This is a genomic window from Kribbella qitaiheensis (assembly GCF_042657745.1).
Taxonomy (GTDB): Bacteria; Actinomycetota; Actinomycetes; order Propionibacteriales; family Kribbellaceae; genus Kribbella; species Kribbella qitaiheensis.
In genome coordinates this window covers 250,397-271,405 of sequence record NZ_JBHSKE010000007.1, presented here as the reverse complement: position 1 = coordinate 271,405, position 21,009 = coordinate 250,397, and the positions used below count along the sequence as shown (strand labels likewise).

Below are 21,009 nucleotides of genomic sequence, written 5' to 3'. Positions count from 1 at the left end.
GTCCCCGTTCGCGACCGGGGAGTACTTCCGACGATAGGCGCGTGATGCTCACCGATCAGCTCGGTATCGACCTCCCGGTGTTCGCCGCTCCGATGGCCGGCGGCGCCACTACGCCGCGGCTCGTCGACGCGGCGGCGAAGGTCGGCAGCCTCGGGTTCCTGGCCGCCGGGTACAAGTCACCGGAGGCCCTCGGCCAAGAGCTGAACGAGGCGCCGTCCACGACGTTCGGGGTGAACCTGTTCGCGCCGAATCCGTTGCCGGTCGACCGCGAGGAGTTCCGTCGCTACGCCAGGCTCGTCGCCGCCGAGGCGGACCGGTACGGCATCGACCTCGAAGATGCCGAGCCGATCGAGGATGACGACCGCTGGCACGAGAAGCTCGACGTACTGCGCGCCCACCCGGTACCCGTGGTGAGCTTCACCTTCGGGATCCCGAGCCGCGACGACCTCGCCGTACTGCGTGCCACCGGCGCGCTGCTCCTGCAGACGGTGACCACGGTCGACGAGGCCAAGGCCGCAAGTGACGCGGGCGTCGACGCCCTGGTGGTACAGGCGTCGGCGGCAGGTGGTCACTCCGGCACCTTCACCCCGGAGCAGCCGCCGGTGGAGGCTCCGATCAACGACCTCGTCGCAGCCGTACGACGTACCGTCGGCCTGCCGGTGATCGCCGCCGGTGGCGTGGCGACCGCGGAGGAGGTGGCCGCGGTGATCCGGGCCGGCGCGGATGCCGTTGCCGTCGGCACCATTCTCCTGCGCAGCGACGAGGCCGGCACGTCGGCCACCCATCGCGCGGCGCTCAAGGACCCGAGCCGGACGGACACTGTGGTGACCCACGCGTTCACCGGGCGTCCCGCACGAGCTCTGCCGAACGCTTTCACCAGCCAGTACGGCGATCTCGCCCCCTACGGTTACCCGGCCTTGCACCACTTGACCAGCGGTCTCCGCAAGGCCGCGGCGGCAGCCGGCGACCAGGAACACGTGCACCTCTGGGCCGGTACGGGATTCAGGCACGCCACCGAGGAACCGGCCGCCACCATCCTGACCCGCCTGGCCGAAAAGCTCTGACGCGCCTCCCGGTGACCCTGCCTCCTCGGTGCCCGCGCCCAAGGGTGGGGTCAGCCGTCGGGGTCGGGACGCGCCGGTTGAGGAAGTGCTGGTTGAGGGCGTGCTGCTTGAGGACGTGCCGGTTCAGGGCGTGCCGGTTGAGGACGCGCTGGTTGGGGAACGTGCATGACCTCGAGGATGTCGACGCCGAGCATGTCGAGGTGGTTGAAGACGCCTGCCAGCGCGGCCTGGTCGTGCAGGTAGCCGTGCAGAACGGTTTGCGCGGGCTCGGAGTGGACGGCCAGGGACGGGAAGGCGTTGGTCAGCTCGCGGGACAGCGTGCCCTTGACACGGATGACGTAGTGGGTCATGGCGTTGCCCCTTTCAGGATGGTCGGGACTGACTGTGCTGCTCCGGTCCCCGGCCGGCATCACCCTGCGCGGGCGATCATTTCTGCTCGGATTCCTTCAGGATCTCGGCCTTCTGGTGCTCGAACTCCTCGTCCGTGAGCACCCCGGCCGAGCGCAGCTCGCCGAGTTCCTTCAGCTGGGCAAGCATCGCGGAGCGGGCCTGGGTCGCAGGGGGTGCGAACGAGGTCGGGACCGGGGCGTTGGTGGAGGCCGCCCACGTGCCCTGCTGGCGCTCGGAGATGCGCTGGTGCACTCGCGTCGCCACACCGGCGACGACAGCGGTTCTCGCGGCCGTTCTGAACAATCCCATCGGAGCATCCCCTCTGTCAGCCGGTGCCGTCGCCGAGCGCCGCCTCGAAGTCGTCGTCCGGGATCCGGCCGGAGGCGACCAGGCGGGCGCTCTCGCCGTGCAGCGCGGCGGCGAGGGAGACGACCCACTCGTTCTCGTAGATGACGACGACGCCCAGGTGGCCGGCCTCGATCAACGACCCGGCCTCGCGGACGTCGTCGGCGTTCATCAACCCGGAGAACGAGCCGATGAACGGCGCCAGGGCGGACAGTTCCGGCAGGATGTCGGACGCCAGCTTGACCGGTGCGACCGAGCTGTCGTCGGCCTTGCTCAGGACCTCGAGGTCGAGGATCCGGATGATCCCCCGCTCGGCCAGGTCCAGCAGGACGCCGAACCCGTCGGGACCGAGTCCCTCCGGCGGAATCTGCACCACGAGCAGATCGATCGGCCCCAGTACGTCGTTGGCCCGGGCCGCTGCGTCAGTGGAAGTCGACATCGGGCCTCCTGGCCGGTCGGGTGGAGCAGGCGCAGAGTCGCTCAGCAGGGGACCACGCGGCCGTGCCGCCATTCTCCCAACCGGCCGGCCAGGGCGGAATCACCTAGACCGGGTGAGATGCCTGGCAACTGGCGTCAGGCGTTCATCAGAAGGGATCCCGGATGGGATCACACTCACGCCGAACGTGCGCAGGCACGCGCCGGTCAGGGTGGCGATGTCGACGATGGCGTCGACGGGTTCCTCGGTCGCCAGCGCCAGCGCGTCGGCCATCACCAGCCGTCCCTCGGCGTCGGTGTTGAGAACCTCGACCGTCTTGCCGCCGTTCCGCATCGTCAGCACGTCGCCGAGCGTCATCGCGGAGCCCGACGGCATGTTGTCGGTGCACATCAGGTAGCCGGTCACCGCGGTCGTACAGCCGAGCCGGCCGAGTGCCGTCATCGAGGCGAGCACCGCGGCCGAACCGGTCATGTCGTTCTTCATCTGCGCGCGGGACTCGTCGCTCGGCTTGAGGCTGATGCCGCCGGAGACCTCCGCAGCCCATCTCGATCAGCTGGTCCTTGTCGAAGACCCCCACCTGCAGGCCGGCCGCAGTACCGACCTCTTGGGCGACCTCGGCCATCCGTACGGCGGACAGCGTGGTGGCCGGGCAGTTGGACAGATCCCGGCCGAGGGAGCACGCCTCCGCGATGACGCGACCCCGCTCCGCTCCCGCGCTGACCTGCTCTGCCACGTCGTCGTCGGCCACGAGCAGCAGCGACTCCAGCGTGGGCTCGTCACGGCCCTGGCCGACGAAGTACCGCCAGCGGGCCAGCAAGACCCTTCGGTCACGGCCTGGGCGAAGTCGGGGGCGGAGATGCCGAGGTCGGCCGAGGGGACCTGGACGGCGAGTCGTTTGTGCCAGGGGACCGAGCGGGCGAACTCCGCCGCCAGATCGCGGACGAGCGTCAGGTCGACCTCGTCCGCGGTGCCGGTGCCGACGGCGACCGCCACCGGACCGTCGCCCCAGCGCGCCTGCACGGGGTCAGGACTGCAGTGCGGCGATGAGTTCCTCTTCGCGTTCCTTCGTGAGGTTGGTCTGGATGACCGTTGGGTTGAACGGCTTCAGCGCATCGATCACGCGGTCCACGGTGGCCGACCTGGCCAGCAGGAAGACGGCCGACTTGCCTTCCTGCAACTGCTTGCCGACCTGTTTGATCAGGTCGTCGCTGATGCCGACGTCGGTCAGCTTGCCGGCCACGGCACCGGACGCCGCGCCGACGGCGAGGCCGGCCAGCGGATTCAGGAAGAGCAGTCCGATCAGGGTTCCCCACAGCGCGCCACCGGCCGCGCCGGCCCCGGTCATGTTCATCGTCTGGTGGATGCGGACCTTGCCCTTCTCGTCCTTGTAGGCATAGGCCGCGTCGTCGCGTTGCAGCAGTTGCTGCTTGGCCAGGTCTTCGGTCAGGGCGAGGACACGCTCGGCGTCGTCGCGACTGTTCAAACCGAGAACCACGAGATGCGTCATTGCTGGACTCCTCCGTCGCCTGGTCGCGCGTCACCCGCTCCGCGCCGAGAGCCTCATGTCATCAGACAGGCGAGGCCGCCGACCTCATCCGAATTGGGTGACTAGATCCACCACCCGGGGGCGGGCGACCACGCCCGGACGGATTGGCCTGAGCGACCGGCGTACCGGTGCCGCCACGTGATCGCATTCGGTAGTTCACCCCTCACGGGGGATGGTGGGGACGCCTCGTTAGGTCAGGCTCGAGGAAGGAGGCATCGACTTGACTGCTCATTACGCCCAAGGCAACGCGAAGACGCTCGACGCCGGCCGGTTGTGGGCCGGCGGGGTGGCCACTGCTCTGGTGTGCGCTCTGATCGCCGTCGTCGGCATCCTGCTGGCTCGTGGCGTCTTCGACGTCGAAGTCCTCGCACCTGAGGGCGAGGGCGTCTGGGGCGACGCCGACACGCCGAAGTACGCCCTGTTCGCCGCCCTGGCCGCCCTCGTGGCGACCGGGCTGCTGCACCTGTTGCTGGTGTCGACGCCCCGGCCGCTGCTGTTCTTCGGCTGGATCATCGCGCTGGCGACGGTGGCGGCCGCGGTGGCCCCGCTGGCGACCAACGGGTCGACCGAGGCGAAGGTCACCACCGGGCTGATCAACCTCGTCATCGGGATCGCCATCGGCACGCTGCTCACCGGAACGGCGCGAATGGCGGTGCGGTACCGGCCGGTCGGCCCAGGTCCGGCCGCCGGTCCGGCCCCCGGTCCGCCCGGCGTCCGCTAGGTGAGGCCGGCGTCGCGGGCGACGCGGAGGGCGGCTGACCGCCTGACGACGCCGAGCTTGCGGTACAGCGATCCGAGGTGGGTCTTGACGGTGTTCTCGGTGATGAACAGCGCGTTGGCGATCTCGGTGTAGGAACTGCCCAGGGCGAGCTCGTCGAGCACGTCCGCCTCCCGCGCGGTCAACCGGATCTTGGCGCCGTTGATGACCGCGTCGAGGCGCCGGGGCGGTGAGGGCTGCCCGTCGGGCCGGGTCCGGGCGAGCAGCGTGACCCCTCCTGCCTTGCTCCACTCCGCCCCGTAGCCGTTGAGCTTGTCCAGCACGACCGCCGCGAACGGATGGACGTTCGGCCCTTCGACGTGTTTGCGCAACAGGCCCACGAAGGCAGGCTCCATCCCGGCCGCCGCGAGCGCGTGCAGGGTCCGCTGGGGAGCGGTCCGGTTCAGCATGTCCACCAGCGCGGTCTCGGCGGCCTCCTCGTCACCGAGGCGCAACAGCAGCACGGTCCGGATCGATGCGGCCGAAGCTGCCAGCACAGGGTGGATGCCCGGGCGCCCCAGGGCCGTGTCCATCGCGTCGAGCGTTGCCTGTGAATCGCCGTCGGTGATGCTGGTGATGGCCCGGATCAGCTCGGCATCCCCGGTGCAGGTGGTCTCCGAAAGGATCCGGAGTTGCTTGTCCATGCCGCTCAGGTCGCCGATCAGCGCGGCCACCCAGAACCGCAACAGGGTGAAGTCGCGCGCCAGGTACGACGGCAGCGCGCCGGCTGCCGTCGGCTCCATGGCGAGCTCGGTGCCGGCCTGGTCGAGCTGGCCGTTCTCGATCAGCAGAGCGGCGCTCAGGATCGCGCGCAAACCGGCGACGACCGTGTCCGAAGCGGCCACGTCGGTGTCGGCAACCTGCTCGAGCCAGTGCTGCGCCGCGTCCAGGTCGAGCTGGTTCAATGCCGCCAGGCCCAGTACCACCTGCGCCCGGACCGCGTAGTCCTTGAAGAGAACGGCATCCCCGGCCACGTGGAGCGCGGCCCGCGCGGACTCCGCGGCGTTCTCCGCCTGGCCGCGCACGTAGTACACGACGGCGCGGTGGGCCAGACCACCCGCGATGAGCTGGCGATGACCGGCCATCCGGGCCGACACCAAGGCCTCGTCGAGATGGCGGAGAGCCTCGTCGAGATCGCCGACCCACGTCTCGGTCGCCGCGAGTTCGATGAGGAGCAGGGACAACCGCTCCGGTGCCAGCACCGCCGGGCGCCGGGCGTTGTCCGGAGTACGATCCAGCACCAGCAGCGACCTGGCGCGGGCGAGCGAGTCGCGGACGTCGTACCAGCCGTAGCGTGACTCCCACAGCCGCAGCGTCAGCGCGTCCGCCCGGAGTGCGTCGTCCTCCGGGGTCGCGGGCTCTGCCGCCGAGCTGATCGACGCCTGGTCGGCGGAGGAGGTGTCCATCACCGCGCCGGTGACGTCACCGGCACGGCGGTGCAGGACGCCGCGAACACCGAGCAAGTGCCGATGGGTGTCCAGGTAGCCGTCCGGGAGGTTTTCGAAGCCCGAGGCAACGAGTTCGTGGCCACCGCTGGCGAGGACGGCAGGCCCGTACCGGAGCAGGACGCGGTCGATCAGCCCTGGATCGCCGGCGTCGAGGGCGTTGCGCAGGGCAAGAGAGCCTTCGCCACGGTTCTCGTAGTACAGCGCCGCGCGGTGGTGAGCCGCGGTGACCACCTTGGCGTCCTCGGGGCTGCCGGCGGCGCGACGGTGCAGGAGCTCGATGAGCAGTGGGTGGTAGCGGTAGACGGATTCACTGTCCGCTCCGTTGGTGTACGCGGTCACAAGCAGCCCGTTGCCGGCGAGATCCGCCAGCAGCGCCTCGGCGTTGGGGTCGGCGCTCAGCATGGCGGCCAGCGGCGCTGTCAGGCCGTTGGCAGCGAAGGTGCTGAGCAGCATCGACTGAGTCCGGGTGTCAAGGGTGGCGAAGGTTTCGCCGAGCAGCAGGTCCAGCACCGGCTGCTCACTGAGCATGCGGGTACCGGCGTCGCGCGAGACGGTGATCGTCCGGGCCGCGAGCACGAGGGCCGCGGCCCAGCCCGCTGTCTTCTCCTGCAACAGCGAGATGTCTGCCGCGGTGGCGTTTTCATCATGCGCATGAATGAGTTCGGCGGCCTCTGCATCGTTGAACCGCAGTTGACGCGAGCGCAGGGTCGTCGCCAGGCCGCGCAGCTCCAGCTCCGTCAGCGGCAGGGGCAGGTCGTAGCGGGTGGCCAGCAGCAGCCGGACCGACTGCGGTGACTTCTTCAGCAGCGTGGACAAAGTGGTCAACATCGTTGCGGAGAGCAAATGAGCGTCGTCCACCACGACAGGCTCGGGCGCCGCCGCCGCTGACGCCTGGCTGAGGACGTCCTCCAGCGCGTCCGGATCTTGTCCGGACACCCACAGCACGGAGCGTCCGGACGTGCTCCGATGGGCCGCCCAGTCGGACAGCAGCACGGTTTTACCGGTGCCCGCGGGTGCCACCAGCATGGTCAGTGGTGCCGCAGAGCCACGGTCGAGTGCAGCGCGGAGCCGCTCACGACTGACCAGCGTCAACGGCGGCCGTGGGGCTCCTCCCATGGCCGGTCGCCTGGTTCCGTCGTGCGCGTGCTCGGGCTCGAAGATCGTCACGCGCCGCCCTCCCTGGCTTGCGTGCTTCGCGTTGAGCCTGTAACCCCTGGTTTCTCATTTGGAGACTAGTCGGTCCGTGGCCGTTGTGGGAGAGGCCGCGCCACGGACCCTTATCTCCCTTCCGCGTCAGGCAGCGGCCAGCGTGAGGGTGGTCGTTGCCGTCTGCCCCGATCGCAGGTAGGTGATCTGGAGGGTGTCCCCGGGCGAGCGGGTCAGCGTCGCCACCACGATGTCCTCGCTGCTGCGGGCGGGCTTGCCGTCGATCTTGGTGATGATGTCGCCGGGCTTCAGGCCTGCCTTCACCGCTGGACTGCCGGGGTCGACGGCCAGCACGAACAACCCCGGCTCGGTGCCGGAGGCCCTGGCCATCTCCGGCGGGAGCTCCTGCACCTGGAGCCCGGTGGTCGGGTGGCCGGCCTCGCCCGTCTCGATGAGTTTCTCGGCGATCGGCATGGCGAGATCGATCGGGATGGAGAAGCCCAGGCCGACGCTGCCGCCGCCGGAGACCCCGGCCGAGTTCGGCACGGTCGCGATCGCGCTGTTCACCCCGACCAGCCGTCCCGAACAGTCGACCAGCGCGCCGCCGCTGTTGCCGGGGTTGATCGCGGCGTCGGTCTGGATCGCGCCGATCAGGTGGTGGGTGACGTCGTCCCCGGGCACCGGAACGTATCGGTCCAGGGCGCTGACGATGCCGGAGGTGACCGTGCTGTAGAGGCCGAGCGGCGCGCCCAGAGCGACGACCGGGTCGCCGACCTCCAGCGCCGCTGACGACCCGAGTGCGATCACCGGGTACCCCTTCGAGGCGTCGGCGGCCTTCAGCATCGCCAGGTCCGTGCTGGGGTCACGGCCGATGATCTCCGCGTCCGAGCTGTGCCCGTCGCTGTAGAGCACCGACACGCTGCCACCGTTCGCGGCCAGCGAGATCACGTGGTCGTTGGTGAGGATGTAGCCGCCGTCGCGGATGATCTGGCCCGATCCGCTGCCGGCCTGACCGCCGCGGCGGGCGGAGATCGTCACGACCGACGGCAGGACCTGGTTCGCGACCGGCGCTGCGGCGCACATGGCGACCTGGCCGGCCGTGGTGCCGGCGGCCGATGACGGGGTGGCCCCGTCGTCGGACAGTGCCCAGACGATCAGTCCGCCGATGACCGCACCCACGAGAGCGGCGCCGCCGATCCCGGCCAGGAGCGTGCGGTCCCGGAGTACGCGGCCGCGGGCGGGGGGCGCTGCCTCAGGGGTTGGCGCCGCAGCGTCCGGGGCGGGCGACGACGCGCTCGGAGCGGCCGTCGGGGCGTCTGGGGCGGGCGTCGAGGCGTCCGGGGCGGGCGTCGGGGGGTCCGGCGCGGGCTGCCCACTGGGTGGATCGGCCATCTCGATCTCCTCCGCGCTGGAATCGTGGCGCACCGGCCGGCGAAGGTGGCGGTTCCGCGAGATCAGCCGTCGATGCGCCGGTCGGGACACAACCCTTCGTCAAGGATCGCCGCCCGAACCGCCGAAATACTCACCCGAAAGAGGTGATCCAGGCGCTTGATGGCGCACACTAGGGTCATCGACGATCACGGCGCCGGCTGCTGGGAGGTGCGGTCATGGGAGCGGCGGACAGCACGCCCCGGCCGCATTGGCGGCGGAGTGGACTAGCGCGCGCGGTCGTGATCGGGCTGGCCCTGGTGGTCGCGGGCATGGCCTACAGCCTGCTGGTGCCGAACGGGGCATCGGGTGCCGACGGACCCCAGTCGCAGCAGATCGAGGAAGGCCGCAAGCTGTTCGCCGTCGGCTGCGCGAGCTGTCACGGGCTCAACGGCGAAGGTGGCTCGGACGGCGAGGGCCATCAGGCCGGACCGCCGCTGATCGGAGTGGGCGCGGCCGCGGTCGACTTCCAGGTCGGTACGGGCCGGATGCCGGCGACCCAGACCGGTGCCCAGGTGCCGCAGAAGGAGCCGGTCTACACCGATGAGGAGATCGCGGCGCTGGCCGCCTTCGTCGCCTCACTCGGGCCGGGCCCCGCGATACCGGCGACGGAGGCGTATGACGTCAGCAAGGCGACGGACGACGAGATCGCCCGCGGCGGCGAGCTGTTCCGGACCAACTGCACGGCCTGCCACAACTTCGCCGGCCGGGGTGGCGCCCTGCCGAACGGCCGCTACGCGCCCTCGCTGATGAGCAGTTCGCCCCGGCACATCTACGAGGCGATGCTGACCGGGCCCCAGCAGATGCCGGTCTTCTCCGACCAGGTGCTGTTGCCCGAGGACAAGCGCGACATCATCGCCTACGTGGTGAACCTGCAGGATCAGAAGGACCCGGGCGGCTTTGGTCTCGGACGCCTGGGCCCCGTCTCCGAAGGACTGTGGGGCTGGTTCGTGGGCATCGGTGCGCTCATCGCGGTCGCGGTGTGGATCGGGGCCAAGGCCCACTGACCGGGGACGCTTGCTACTGATCCGGCTAGAGATCTAGCGGAACAGGTCGAGGCCCTGGCCGATCATCACGGTGGCCAGGACTGTCAGCAGGACGACGAGGATCGTGTTCAGGTTGCTCAGCAGCCACTCCTCGAGCGCCTGCAGGGTCGAGGCGGACCGCTCCGCTCCCGCGACGACGACCGCCAGCAGGGGAACGAGGACCGTCAGCGACGCAGCGAGGACGAACAGGGCCGTGGCGCCGATCTCCTGGCCCGCGGTGAGACCGGATCCGCCGATCCGGCTGCCCGCACCGATGACGAGTGGGAGGTTCTTGAGGTTCGCCAGCGCCGCGCCCGCCCCGGTCAGGACCAGGGCGGGTCCGGACAGCGTCGTGATCTTGTCGACGATCGCCGGGCGAGGTGGAGTCTCACCGGGCGACGGACGCTTGCGCCAGTAGCGGACCGCCAGTACCGCGAACAACACACCGACGGCCAACTGCACGAGGTCCACGCCGTCACGCGCCCCTTCTCCGCCGTCCTCGGTGGCCACGTCCGTCAGCACCACCACGAGACCGGTCGCGATCGCCAGGGCGCCGGTCCAGCCCGCCACGAAGCTCAATCCGGCGCGAATCGGCTGCCGCGACATCAGCACCAGCACGATGCAGATCATCGGCACCGGACTCAACGCGATCCCCAGCGCCTGCGGAAGCACCGCGCCGATCACCGGCCAGAAAGTCACCTGCTCACTATGGAGGAGCGGCCTCGGCCCAGCAACACACCTGCCCGGCCTTCGCCTGATCGCCGGCTGCCGCTCATGGTTTGTTTGAGTTGACGTGTCAACCTATGATGACTGACGTATCAATCAGCTGGCACGAGAGGACGGCGAGTGGTCATGCAGGTGGGGATCTTCGGAGTGGGAGACGTGGTCGCCGACCCGGGCACCGGCCGCCCGCCCACGGAGCACGAGCGGATCAAAGCGGTGCTGGAGTACGCCCAACTGGCCGAGGACGTCGGACTCGACGTGTTCGCGATCGGCGAGCACCACAACCCGCCCTTCATCCCGTCCTCGCGCACGACGATCCTTGGGTACGTCGCCGCCCGGACGTCCAGGTTGCAGCTGTCGACCTCGACGACGCTGATCACCACGAACGATCCGGTGAAGATCGCCGAGGACTACGCGATGCTGCAGCACCTGGCCGACGGCCGGGTCGACCTGATGATGGGCCGCGGCAACACCGGCCCGGTCTACCCGTGGTTCGGGCAGGACATCCGCAACGGCATCGCCCTGGCGGTCGAGAACTACGCCCTGCTGCGCCGCCTGTGGCGCGAGGACGTCGTCGACTGGGAAGGCAAGTTCCGCACGCCGCTGCAGGGCTTCACCTCGACGCCGCGGCCGCTGGACGACGTACCGCCGTTCGTGTGGCACGGCTCGATCCGCAGCCCCGAGATCGCCGAGCAGGCCGCCTATTACGGCGACGGCTTCTTCCACAACAACCTGTTCTGGCCGAAGCGCCACGTGCGGGAGATGATCGAGTTGTACCGGCGGCGGTTCGAGCACTACGGGCACGGTCCGGCCGACCAGGCGATCGTCGGACTCGCCGCCCAGCTCTACGTCCGGAAGAACTCGCAGGACGCGATCCGCGAGTTCCGGCCGCACTACGACGCGTCGCCGATCTACGGTGGCGGGCCGTCGCTGGAGCAGACGTCGCAGGACACGGCGCTGCTGGTCGGCAGCCCGGACCAGGTGATCGAGCGGATCCTGCAGTTCCGCGAGTACGCCGCCGGCGACTACCAGCGGCAACTGTTCAACGTCGACGGCCTCGGAATCCCGCACAAGGCGGTACTGGAGCAGATCGAGCAGTTGGGGGAGATCGCGGCGGCGATCCGCAAGGAGTTCGCCGTCGGCCGTCCGGCGCACGTGCCGGACGCACCGACCCACGCGTCCCTGAAGGCGGCCAAGGAGCTGTCGGCGGAGGCAGCCCGATGAGCCGGAAGATCGTTGTGATCAGCGCGGGGCTGCGGCAGCCGTCGTCGACCCGGTTGCTGGCAGACCGGCTGGCCGAGGCGGTCCGGCGACAGCTCGAAGCGCTCGGCGCCGAGGTGGACCTCGAGGTGATCGAGGTGCGCGACCACGGGCACGACCTGGTGAACAACCTGATCGTCGGCTATCCGTCCGAGCCGCTCGAGGAGGTGCTCGACCGGGTCGGACGGGCCGACGGTCTGATCGCCGTTACGCCAACGTTCAGCGCGTCGTACAACGGGTTGTTCAAGATGTTCGTGGACGTGCTCGACGACACTGCGCTGATCGACAAGCCCGTACTGATCGCGGCGACGGGTGGGACCGGCCGGCACTCGCTGGTCCTCGAGCATGAGCTACGCCCGCTGTTCTCCTACCTGCACGCGGTTGTCATGCCAACCGGCGTGTACGCCGCCCCGGAGGATTGGGGCTCCGGCGCGGAGTCCGAGAGCCCGCTCGCGACCCGGATCCACCGGGCGGCGGCGGAACTGGCCCGCGAGGTCGATCGGCGCGAGTCCCCGCTCCCTCCCGACCCCTTCGACTCGCCGGACTCCTTCGAGCAACTTCTGGCCTGACGACGATCACCTCCGAGCCCGGGATTCTCAGCGGGGGTTCGACGGGAACTGGGCGAGCAGGTCTTCGACGAGCTCCTGCCGGCCCTGGAGGCGATGTTTCTCCCAGTCCTCGCGGGACATGACGCCGTCGATCAGTTCGAGGGCTTCTCCGAGCTCTTCCTCGAGGTACGGGTTGGGCATCTCGAGGCGGTCTCTCATCGCCTCTTCCGCGCCGAACAGATGCGCGGCCCGCGCCGGGTGACCCTGACGGATGAGGATGTTCATCACCGTGTTGGAGAAGGCCATCAGGAGGCTGGGGCTGCCCAGCGTCACCACCGTGTGGACCAGGCCGGCGGCGAGCTCGCTCGCCTCGTCGAGGCGGTCGGCGACCACGAGCAGGTAGGCGAGGTTCTGCCCCTGGACCGTGGACTCGTGGACGTCGCCGATGTCTTCGAAGAGCTCCTGCGACTCCATCATCATCGTCTCAGCCCGATCGAACCGGCCCAGCTCCTCCTCCACGCCGCCGAGGTTGCCGAGGACCCTGGCCAGCTGCCTCTTGTCATCGAGCAGGCGGAGCCGGTCCAGGGCCTCCCCGAGGGTGTCGCGGGCGGCCTCGAGGTCGCCGAGCTGGAGCTGAACCGTGCCCAGCAGGCTCAGCGCGAGGGCGATGCCGGCGTGGTCGTCGAGCGTCTCGGCCAGCTTCACGCTTCTCGTCGCCAGTTCCTCGGCACGGGCGGTCTCGCCTTGCATGACGAGGAGATTCCCCAGCCCCCGCAGGCACGCCACCAGGTCGCGCGACGGCTCCGCGCCTGCCCGCGCGACCACCAGTTCATGCCAGCGGCGACCTTCGGCGAAGTAACCACCCAGCACCCAGACCCAGCCAAGGGCCGCACAGAGGCGAAGACCGGTCGCGAGGTCGCCCGTGGCGTTGTCGCTCGGCGGAACGGCCCAGCCGAGTGCGGCACGGAAGTTGTCGAGCTCGGTCTCTGCCAGTTCGAGCGCGGTCACATGCGTGGACTCCTCCCGCATCGCCAGGAGTTTCTCGGCCACGGTCGCGTAGTACTCCGCGTGCGCGCCGCGGGCCGCCTCCGCCTCGCCGGCGGCCCGCAGTTCGTCGTCGGCGTACTGGCTGATCGTCTCCAGCAGAGCGATCCGCGGACCTCCGTCCGGGCCCTCCGACATCGTGACCAGGCTGGCGTCGATGAGTTCCGCGACGATATCGAGTGGATCCTCCTGAGGCGTGCAGGCGACCGTGGCCACCGCATCGAGGTCGGCGCCGCCTGAGAAGACGGCCAGCTGCCGGAAGACGCGGCGCCGTACCGGGCTGAGCAGGTGGTAGGACCAGGCGATGGTGTCGCGGAGCGTCCGCTGTCGCTCGGGTGTCACGCTGCTGGTCGAGACGATGTCGAGGGCCTGGTCGATACGGTCGAGCAGCGCCTTGGGGCTGAGCAGCCGGACGCGGGTGGCGCAGAGCTCGATGGCGAGGGGGAGCCCGTCCAGGCGGCGGCAGATGGTCACCACGTCGTCGACGTTGTCGTTCGTGAGCGTGAACCCGGGTTGTACGGCCTGAGCGCGTTGGACGAAGAGCTGCACGGCTCCGGAGCTTTGGGCCGCGGCCAGCGTCAGGTCGTCCGGCAGCGTCAGGGGTGTCACCGGATGCAGACGTTCGGCGATGAGCCCAAGCGGTCGCCGCGACGTCGCGATGACGGCGACCCGCGGTGCCGCTTCGAGGATCTGGGCAACGACCTTGGCAGCGCCCTCGAGCTGCTCCAGGTTGTCGAGGACGAGCAGTAGCGAGTGGCGTGTCAGGTGCTTCAGGAGGCCCGCCGGAGTGCGCTCTCTCGTCCCGAGGTCGAGCACCTCGGCGATCGACGTACACATCACCTCTTCGCTGACCTCCGCCGCGAGGGGTACGAAGTACACGCCGTCGGGGAAGCTGGTCTTCAGCTCAGCGGCCGCCGAGATGGCGAGGCGGGTCTTGCCCGAGCCGCCTGGTCCGGTGAGGGTCACCAGGCGGTTGTCCGGAGTACAGAGCATTTCCGTCAACCGGGCCAGGTCTGAGTCCCGGCCGAGCAGCGGAGTCGCTGTGGCGGGCAGGCTCGTCGGTGTTCCGAGGGTGCGGAGTGGTGGGAAATCCTGTTGCAGACCCGCGACCGTCAGCTGGTAGAGATGCTCGGGTTCGCGGATGTCCTTCAGGTGGTGGGTGCCGAGGTCGCGCAGTGAGATGCCGTCGGAAAGTTCGGCGAGGTCACCGGTCGCGGCGGAGATCACCACCTGACCGCCGTTCGCCGACGAGGAGATCCGGGCGGCCCGGTGCACGTCCATCCCCCAGTAGTCGCCATCGTGCAGGCCGGGCGAGCCGGTGTGGATCCCCATCCGCACGCGAAGCCGCTCGCCACCGGGCCAGTGGTGGTCCGCCAGCCGTCGCTGCCCCTCGGCGGCCGCCGTCAGCGCAGCAGTAGCCGTCGGGAAAACGACGAAGAAGCTGTCTCCCTCCGTACCGACCTCGGTACCACCCGTCGCCGCCCAGACGTCTCGCAGGATCCGGCGGTGACTGTCCAGCACCTCGACATAGGTCGGCCCGAGCCGAGTCAGCAGCAGCGTGGACCCCTCGATGTCCGAGAACAACATCGAGACCCGCCCCGCCGGCAACTCCCTCATCCAGCGCCCCGCCCACCCAGCATGCCGAAAGTCTTACAGATCCCCCGCCTCCATACCTCACCCAATTTGCTTGCCTGCGGCGACTTCGCAGTACGGCGGTCACGCATAGGATCCCGCCATGAACACTCCGTCAGAGCAGGTGTTTCTCCGCCCCCTCGCCCTGCCGGACGTGACGACCTACGCTTCCTGGGGTCTGGACCGCCGCTTCTGCGAACACGCGGGCTGGACCGTCGACAAACCCCTGCCGGCCCACGAGGCGCACTGGCACGAGCTGATCACCCACCCGAAACCCGACCTGATCCGCCTCGCCGCAGTCGCCGGAACCGACCTCGTGGGCTACGTCGACCTAGCCGGCGACGAGCCGAACCGCCGCGAACTCGGCTACGTCATCGGCCCCTCCGACCGTTGGGGTCTGGGTCTTGGCGGATCCGTCGCGCGACTGGGCCTCGAGCACGGGCTTCGACCTTCTGGGCCTCGATGAGATCCGAGCTGAGGCCCTGGACGCGAACCACGCCTCAGTCCGTATCCTCACCTCCCTCGGCATGACAGAGACCGGCAAGGGCTCCGAAGAGCCCTTCCTGGGCACGCCCACCTACTACCGCCAGTTCTCCATCACGAAGACTGAATGGGACCGCCGGACGGCGCCCTAAAGTTGCCCATGGCAACCGCCGGCGCTGGGGCGGCTCAGCCCAGGCGGAGGTAGAGGTCGCGTAGTAGGGCTAGCTCTGCGCCGTGGTGGATCTGTTCGTCCAACAGGATGGTGATCACCTCCGCGGCCGTTCTCGGGTCGCCGAGGTGGCTGGGTCGCGGGTCGCCGAGGTCTGCGTCGGTCGCCGTGGCTAGCCACTCAGTCACCGGCTGCCGACTTGCCCGCCAGGCTTCAAGAGCAGCCGCGGCGGTCGACGGTACGGGTAGGTCCGGAAAGTTCCGTACGCCGGGCCCGAAGGCGTGTTCCCAGTAGATGAGGTTGTCCGCGGTGATGTGCACCAGGCGCCAGCTCAAGGTGGTCACCGGCGCAGGCGCGGGAGGTGCGAAGTCGTACTCGTAGGTCCATCGCCCGGGCCTGTCCACGTCAGGCTTGACCGTCCAGCACTCCGCGACCGGTTCCCAGAAGTACTCGTCATCGGTCAGGCCTTCCATCCGCCGATCCAGCCGATCCCCCGACTCTTGCCACCAGCCGCTGAGCAGATTCACCGTCATCCCCAACACATAGCCGATGACAACCAGATCAGCCAGCTGGTTGGTGTCTGGCCTCTTGGATGGCGTTGGTCAGGGTGGTGAGGTCTTGGGGGCCGTCGTGGCGGCGTCCGTTGATAAAGAAGGTCGGGGTTCCCGCGACGCCGCTACGGTCGGCGGAATCGACGTCCTGGGCGACGCGGGCCGCGAAGGGGTGGCTGGTGAGGTCGTCGTGGAAGCGGTCGATGTCCAGGCCCAGTTCGGTGGCGTAGCCGATGAGGTGGTCGAGTTCGAGGTTGTCCTGGTTGGTGAGCAGGAGGTCGTGCATCTGCCAGAAGCGGTTCTGCCGGGCGGCGGCTTCTGCGGCTTCGGCGGCCAGTTGCGCGTGGGGATGGACGTCGTGCAGTGGCAGGTGTCGCCACACGTACCGGATGTGGCTGTTCCTGGCGATCAGCTTCCGCGCGGTCGGTGCGGCCATCTGGGTCCACGGGCACTCGAAGTCGCCGTACTCGACGATGGTGACGCTCGCGTCGGCCGGTCCGCGGAGATGGTCCCGGTCCGGTTCGACGGGGATGGCAAGGTCCTTGAGCTGGTGCGCTGTTCCCAGCAGCGCGCGTGCGCGGGCCGGGGCCGGCAGGAGCGCGATCAGCCGGAAGAAGCTCACGGTCAGGAGGCCGGCCACCAGTGCCGCGGCCAGTACGCCGAGCTTCGCCTCCTCCAACTCGCTGCCGGTGAAAGCGAGGTCGGCGATCAACAGTGAGACCGTGAAGGCGACGCCGGAGAGCATGCCGCTACCCAGTACGCCGGCCCAGCCGACCGGTGGCTGCAGCGCACCCCGACTGGTCCGGGTGATCACCCAGGACGTGCCTGCCACCGCCAACGGCTTGCCGACAACGTAGGCGACGAAGATCCCGATGGTGGCCGGCGCGGTGACCGCTGCCGTGAGCAGCTGCGAATCGATCGGGATCCCGGCGTTGGCCAGTGCGAACAATGGAACGATCGCGTAGCTGGTCACCCGGTGGAAGGTGTGCTGCATCCGCGCGTTGGCCGACAACGCACCGGTCAAACCTCGGGTGGCCGATCCAGCGAGCTCGGGCGTCGGTTGCTCGCGGAACAGGCGGACCAGTGTGGTGGCCTCTTCGAGCGCGCTCCTGCTCGGCAGATAGGCCGAGGTCGCCAAGCCGACGGCCAGTCCGGCGACGACGGGATCGATGCCGCTGGCAAGGAGTCCGCACCAGACGACCACCGCGAGAGTCGTGAAGATCGGCATCCGGTGGCGGTGGTCCAGCCGGGTGCTCAGGAGGAGTCCGGCGTACGCCGCGAGTGCGATCGCGAGGCCGGGGATCCGGACGTGATCGGTGTAGGCGACGGCGATGACGATCAGGGCGACGATGTCGTCGACGACGAACACCGTGAGCAGGAACGTCCGGATCCGGTCGGGGACGTGCCGGCCGGCAACCGCCAGAACGCCGAGCGCCAAAGCGGTGTCCGTGGACATCGCTGCCCCCCAGCCGTGGACCGCGGTACCGGAGTGGTTGATCGCCAGATAGATCAGCACCGGAAGCGCCATCCCTACCAGGCCGGCCGTCAGCGGGAGGATCAGCCGACGCCGGTCGCGCAGTTCGCCCAGGTCGATCTCGCGCCGGGCCTCCAGTCCGACGACCAGGAAGAACAACGCCATCAGTCCACTGTTCACCCAGGTGCGCAGGTCCAGCTCCGCCGACAACGGACCGAGCCGGACTCCGAACACCCAGGTCCAGAAGGCCTCGTACTGGTCGGTGGCGACGTTGGCCCAGACCAGCGCGAGGACGATCGCGGCGGCGAGAACAGCCGCGCTGGCCGTCTCCGTTCGCAGGAACGCGCGGAGAGGGCTCGTGGCCGCGCCGACCATCGACATCTGGCCGGGGTCCAGACCAGTCATGGACGGTGGGGTGGCGGCGGGTGCCGCGGGTGCTGGGCCGTCGGTAGGGGGCGGTTGCATTGCGGGTCGACTCCTACAGTCTCGGACTGGCGGCGCGGTAGCCGATCTCCTGGAGAATCCAGGTGTTGCCGTCGGGATCGGCGAAGTCGGCCATGCTCGCGTAGCTGCGCCGTTCCGGATCCGGCCCGGGCGCGAAGTACCCATCCCACTGGTCGACCGGCCACTTGTGCCGGATGTCGCTGACCTTGACGCCGCGCGCGACGAGTTCACCGCGGGCGGCCTCGATGTCGGTGACCACGAGGTAGGTGGAGCGAGTGGAGCCGGCAGTTGCGTCGGTCAGTCCGGCGCCGAGCTGGACCGAGCATGTCGACCCCGGCGGTGTCAGCTGTACGACGCGGAAGCGGTCGCGCGGGTGGTAGTCGACGTCGAGCGAGAAGCCGAGCTTCTCGGTGTAGAAGGCCAACGCCTGGTCGACATCGCGAACCGCCAGGGTGATGACCTCGAGCTTGTAGTCCATCCAACCTTCCTTTCTCACATGTCCAGCACCAGGTCGGTGGTGGGGCGGGCGCAGCAGATCAGGGTCTGCCCGTCGTCCGGAGGCTCCAACGGCGCCGGGGAGTAGGCGACTTCGCCAGACAGGACTGGCGTGACGCAGGTGTGGCACACGCCGGTGCGGCAGGCCCAGCGCGTCTGGATGTCACAGGCTTCTGCGAGTTCGAGCACGTTGGTCCTGCTGTCGCTGAAGGGCGTCGACAGACCGCTGCGCGCGAAAGTCACCATCGGGCCGACTCCGGGCGGTCCTGGTGGTTGATGCGGTGTTCGGGCGGACTGACCGGTGAGGCCGGGATTGGTGGCCGCCAGGGCACCGAACAGCTCACTGCGAATGCGAGCGGGATCGATACCCATCGCGGTGAGCGCATCGCGCGTGTCCGTCATGAACGAAGCCGGTCCACAGATGTAGGCCTGCGCATCGGCCGGTACAGCCAGGTCGCTCAGCTTGTCCTTGGTCAGGCGACCAGTGGTACCGCTGTAGAAGACATGCTCATACGCGTGCGGCAGCGATCCGATCAGGGCGTGTGCTTCAGCAGCCAAGGGATGCTCCCGTGGCCCACGGGCGCTGTGGATCCACCAGACCTCCCGCGTACTGCGCTCTGCAGCGAGGTCGTGCAGCATCGACAGGACCGGGGTGACACCGATGCCGGCTGAGACGAGCAGTACCGGACCGGTGCCTGCGTCGAGCACGAAGTCACCGCGCGGCGCGGCGGCCTCGATGACGGCGCCCGGCCGCAGCCTCGTCGTCAGGAAGCCGCTCGCGATGCCGTGTGGTTCCCGCTTCACGCTGATGCGGTAGTCGCCGGTGCCGGGCGCGGAGGAGATCGAGTAGTTGCGTACCGTGGCGGGCGGTCCGGTCTCCTTGAGCCGAAGCGTGAGGTACTGGCCGGCCTTGGCCGTGGGCAGCCACGCTCCGTCGGCCGCGGCCAGGTGCACTGAGGAGACTGTCGTGCTTTCGGGGATCACGTCCGTCACCAGGAGCGTCCGGAACCCGCTCCACGCGGGTTCCGCGCCTGTGGACTCCCCGCCGGTCGCCTCGTCCAAGAGATCGCGGAACGAGTTCTGCCAGCCGGGACTGAGGGCCGGGATCTGCGTGGCGCGGCGCAGCGCACCGAGATCGCGGTCCGGAAGGTACAGCAGCGCGTCGGTCTCGGCGACGGTCAGAGCACCGGGACCGGTTCTCGTCCGGACGATCCGATCGCCGGCCTGCACTCGTCCCTCGGTGATCACCCGCAGGTAGAAGCCCGGCCGACGGTGGCTGACGAGGAGGGCAGGGAGCTCTGGCTCGCCCATGCGCAGGCCGACGCGGTAGCAGGTGACCCGGGGCTGGGTGACCTCGAACTCGGCTTCGCCGATCCGGTACCGGTCGCCGATGCAGACCTCGTCGTCGAGGAGACCGTCGACGGTGAGGTTCTCCCCGAACTGCCCGTAGGTGAGGTCGTCGCGCCCGAAGTACCGCTGCCAGTGCCGGTAGGACTGCACTTGGTAGACGAGCACGGCTCGCTGCTCGCCGCCGTGCCCGGCGAGATCGCCCTGGCCGTCGCCCTCGATGTTGAGCCGGCGCACCATGGCCGGGCCGTCGACCGGGTACTTCCACACCCCGGTGTAGACGGTCTTGCCGTTCCACGCCACATCCTTCGGCTTCCCGACGTTCACCGACAGCACGGTCGGCGGCGAATCACTCGTCATGCTGCCGTCCGGAGAACTCCTCCACGGTCAGATCGCGGTCGACGCCGTGCGAGATCACGCCCTGCCCCGGCTCGAGGCGCAGCCGGGCGCCGTCGAGGTACACCTCGACCTTGTCGGGCTCGAACGACACCATCCCCGAGATCCGTCGTACCTCGGTCCAGGCGTCTGCGTACGACCACGCCGCACCGCGAGCACCGGCGATGTCGTAGTAGCTCGCCAGACCCTTGTAGGGGCAGAAGGTCTGCCCTTCGACGAGTGTCAACGCGGTCTCGTCCACGTCGGCGCGCGGGACGTACCAGCGCGGCGCGAACCCCGACTCGTAGAGGGCGAGCGGTCGGGTGGTGTCGGCGATGATCCGATCGCCGTCGCGTACGGCGAGATGGCGGCTGGTCTGACGGATGTCGATGCGGTGATAGCTGTCCGCCGCATGCCCGACAACGCGTTCGTCTTCCTCGTAGAACGCGTCCATCGCCCGCCACGCAAACGCCACACGTCCCTTGAGATCGCCGGCGTAGTCAGGCAGTGCGATGTGCTGCCACGCCGACCGCGGCTTGCTGCTTCCACCCGCCACGGTCGAGTACCACGAGGTCAGGCCGAGGTCGCGATGCGTCGTGGTGTTCTCGCTCGCCTCGAGCGCGTCGGCCGCGATGTCGCCCAGCGGGAAGTACGCCACCGGGTACCGGCCGGGTTCATGCAGGAGTACGACGTCCTCGCTGTCCGCGATCCAGGTGCCGCCGAACTTGACCCGCATACGCCTGCGCAGCGGCTCGGCGTACAGGAGTCTTTCGGGCAATGGGTCCGGGGTCAGGAACCGGCCGATCGCCCCGGTGGCGAGTGGTCCTTGCTGCCAGGAGAGTCCCATCATTCCGCTCCTTCCTGCCGGCCCGGACAATC

General features: G+C 69.2%; 20 protein-coding genes. 6 read left to right on the top strand and 14 right to left on the bottom strand.

What is annotated here, in order from left to right; translation table 11 throughout:
* Positions 1-44 precede the first annotated feature (44 nt).
* Complete coding sequence (locus ACFPJ1_RS09085) at positions 45-1,064, top strand: NAD(P)H-dependent flavin oxidoreductase (protein WP_380102942.1); 1,020 nt, start codon at positions 45-47, stop codon at positions 1,062-1,064.
* Between the two features lie 50 nt (positions 1,065-1,114).
* On the opposite strand, the gene ACFPJ1_RS09080 is transcribed toward ACFPJ1_RS09085, so the two are convergent.
* From ACFPJ1_RS09080 to ACFPJ1_RS09060, 5 genes are all read right to left on the bottom strand, one after another.
* Complete coding sequence (locus ACFPJ1_RS09080) at positions 1,115-1,414, bottom strand: hypothetical protein (protein ID WP_380102885.1); 300 nt, start codon at positions 1,412-1,414, stop codon at positions 1,115-1,117.
* A gap of 76 nt (positions 1,415-1,490) precedes the next feature.
* Positions 1,491-1,763 (bottom strand): SHOCT domain-containing protein, encoded by a 273-nt coding sequence (locus tag ACFPJ1_RS09075; protein ID WP_380102884.1) that lies wholly within the window; start codon positions 1,761-1,763, stop codon positions 1,491-1,493.
* A gap of 16 nt (positions 1,764-1,779) precedes the next feature.
* Positions 1,780-2,238, bottom strand: a complete 459-nt coding sequence (locus tag ACFPJ1_RS09070) for a DUF6325 family protein (RefSeq protein WP_380102882.1) — start codon at positions 2,236-2,238, stop codon at positions 1,780-1,782.
* A 99-nt stretch (positions 2,239-2,337) separates the two neighbouring features.
* On the bottom strand, positions 2,338-2,754 hold the full coding sequence (locus ACFPJ1_RS09065) for a M17 family metallopeptidase (protein ID WP_380102940.1): 417 nt from the start codon (positions 2,752-2,754) through the stop codon (positions 2,338-2,340).
* Between the two features lie 505 nt (positions 2,755-3,259).
* Complete coding sequence (locus ACFPJ1_RS09060) at positions 3,260-3,742, bottom strand: DUF1269 domain-containing protein (RefSeq protein WP_380102880.1); 483 nt, start codon at positions 3,740-3,742, stop codon at positions 3,260-3,262.
* 259 nt (positions 3,743-4,001) lie between these two features.
* Here ACFPJ1_RS09060 and ACFPJ1_RS09055 point away from each other — a divergent pair, with 259 nt between their 5' ends.
* Positions 4,002-4,502: a DUF6069 family protein gene (locus ACFPJ1_RS09055; protein WP_380102878.1), complete on the top strand. Its 501-nt coding sequence runs from the start codon at positions 4,002-4,004 to the stop codon at positions 4,500-4,502.
* On the opposite strand, the gene ACFPJ1_RS09050 is transcribed toward ACFPJ1_RS09055, so the two are convergent.
* Together ACFPJ1_RS09050 and ACFPJ1_RS09045 are read right to left on the bottom strand one after the other, a co-directional pair.
* On the bottom strand, positions 4,499-7,153 hold the full coding sequence (locus ACFPJ1_RS09050; protein WP_380102876.1) for a LuxR C-terminal-related transcriptional regulator: 2,655 nt from the start codon (positions 7,151-7,153) through the stop codon (positions 4,499-4,501). The genes ACFPJ1_RS09055 and ACFPJ1_RS09050 overlap by 4 nt on opposite strands.
* A gap of 126 nt (positions 7,154-7,279) precedes the next feature.
* The gene (locus tag ACFPJ1_RS09045; protein ID WP_380102874.1) at positions 7,280-8,524 is read right to left on the bottom strand and encodes a S1C family serine protease; all 1,245 of its coding nucleotides are present in this window, start codon (positions 8,522-8,524) and stop codon (positions 7,280-7,282) included.
* 215 nt (positions 8,525-8,739) lie between these two features.
* On the opposite strand from ACFPJ1_RS09045, the gene qcrC reads away from it, so the two are divergent.
* Positions 8,740-9,567: a cytochrome bc1 complex diheme cytochrome c subunit gene (gene qcrC / locus ACFPJ1_RS09040; protein WP_380102872.1), complete on the top strand. Its 828-nt coding sequence runs from the start codon at positions 8,740-8,742 to the stop codon at positions 9,565-9,567.
* Between the two features lie 33 nt (positions 9,568-9,600).
* On the opposite strand, the gene ACFPJ1_RS09035 is transcribed toward qcrC, so the two are convergent.
* Complete coding sequence (locus tag ACFPJ1_RS09035) at positions 9,601-10,284, bottom strand: GAP family protein (protein ID WP_380102871.1); 684 nt, start codon at positions 10,282-10,284, stop codon at positions 9,601-9,603.
* 153 nt (positions 10,285-10,437) lie between these two features.
* Here ACFPJ1_RS09035 and ACFPJ1_RS09030 point away from each other — a divergent pair, with 153 nt between their 5' ends.
* Positions 10,438-11,532 carry a CE1758 family FMN-dependent luciferase-like monooxygenase gene (locus ACFPJ1_RS09030; RefSeq protein WP_380102938.1) on the top strand — a complete coding sequence of 365 codons (1,095 nt, stop codon included), beginning with the start codon at positions 10,438-10,440 and terminating at the stop codon, positions 11,530-11,532.
* Positions 11,529-12,137, top strand: coding sequence for an FMN reductase (locus ACFPJ1_RS09025; protein WP_380102869.1), 609 nt, complete (start codon positions 11,529-11,531; stop codon positions 12,135-12,137). The genes ACFPJ1_RS09030 and ACFPJ1_RS09025 overlap by 4 nt, the downstream gene beginning before the upstream one ends.
* A gap of 27 nt (positions 12,138-12,164) precedes the next feature.
* Here the strand turns inward: ACFPJ1_RS09025 and ACFPJ1_RS09020 are convergent, their stop codons facing one another.
* Positions 12,165-14,777, bottom strand: coding sequence for an ATP-binding protein (locus ACFPJ1_RS09020; RefSeq protein WP_380102867.1), 2,613 nt, complete (start codon positions 14,775-14,777; stop codon positions 12,165-12,167).
* 118 nt (positions 14,778-14,895) lie between these two features.
* Here ACFPJ1_RS09020 and ACFPJ1_RS09015 point away from each other — a divergent pair, with 118 nt between their 5' ends.
* Complete coding sequence (locus tag ACFPJ1_RS09015) at positions 14,896-15,258, top strand: GNAT family N-acetyltransferase (RefSeq protein WP_380102865.1); 363 nt, start codon at positions 14,896-14,898, stop codon at positions 15,256-15,258.
* A gap of 203 nt (positions 15,259-15,461) precedes the next feature.
* Here the strand turns inward: ACFPJ1_RS09015 and ACFPJ1_RS09010 are convergent, their stop codons facing one another.
* The 5 genes from ACFPJ1_RS09010 to ACFPJ1_RS08990 form a co-directional block, all read right to left on the bottom strand.
* A complete protein-coding gene (locus tag ACFPJ1_RS09010; RefSeq protein ID WP_380102863.1) occupies positions 15,462-15,977 on the bottom strand; it encodes a DinB family protein in 516 nt (171 codons plus the stop codon).
* Positions 15,978-16,005: 28 nt separating this feature from the next.
* Complete coding sequence (locus ACFPJ1_RS09005) at positions 16,006-17,874, bottom strand: Na+/H+ antiporter NhaA (RefSeq protein WP_380102861.1); 1,869 nt, start codon at positions 17,872-17,874, stop codon at positions 16,006-16,008.
* Between the two features lie 73 nt (positions 17,875-17,947).
* Positions 17,948-18,391 (bottom strand): VOC family protein, encoded by a 444-nt coding sequence (locus tag ACFPJ1_RS09000; protein ID WP_380102859.1) that lies wholly within the window; start codon positions 18,389-18,391, stop codon positions 17,948-17,950.
* A 14-nt stretch (positions 18,392-18,405) separates the two neighbouring features.
* On the bottom strand, positions 18,406-20,115 hold the full coding sequence (locus ACFPJ1_RS08995) for an MOSC domain-containing protein (RefSeq protein ID WP_380102858.1): 1,710 nt from the start codon (positions 20,113-20,115) through the stop codon (positions 18,406-18,408).
* Positions 20,105-20,977, bottom strand: a complete 873-nt coding sequence (locus ACFPJ1_RS08990; protein WP_380102856.1) for a DUF427 domain-containing protein — start codon at positions 20,975-20,977, stop codon at positions 20,105-20,107. The genes ACFPJ1_RS08995 and ACFPJ1_RS08990 overlap by 11 nt, the downstream gene beginning before the upstream one ends.
* Positions 20,978-21,009 lie beyond the last annotated feature (32 nt).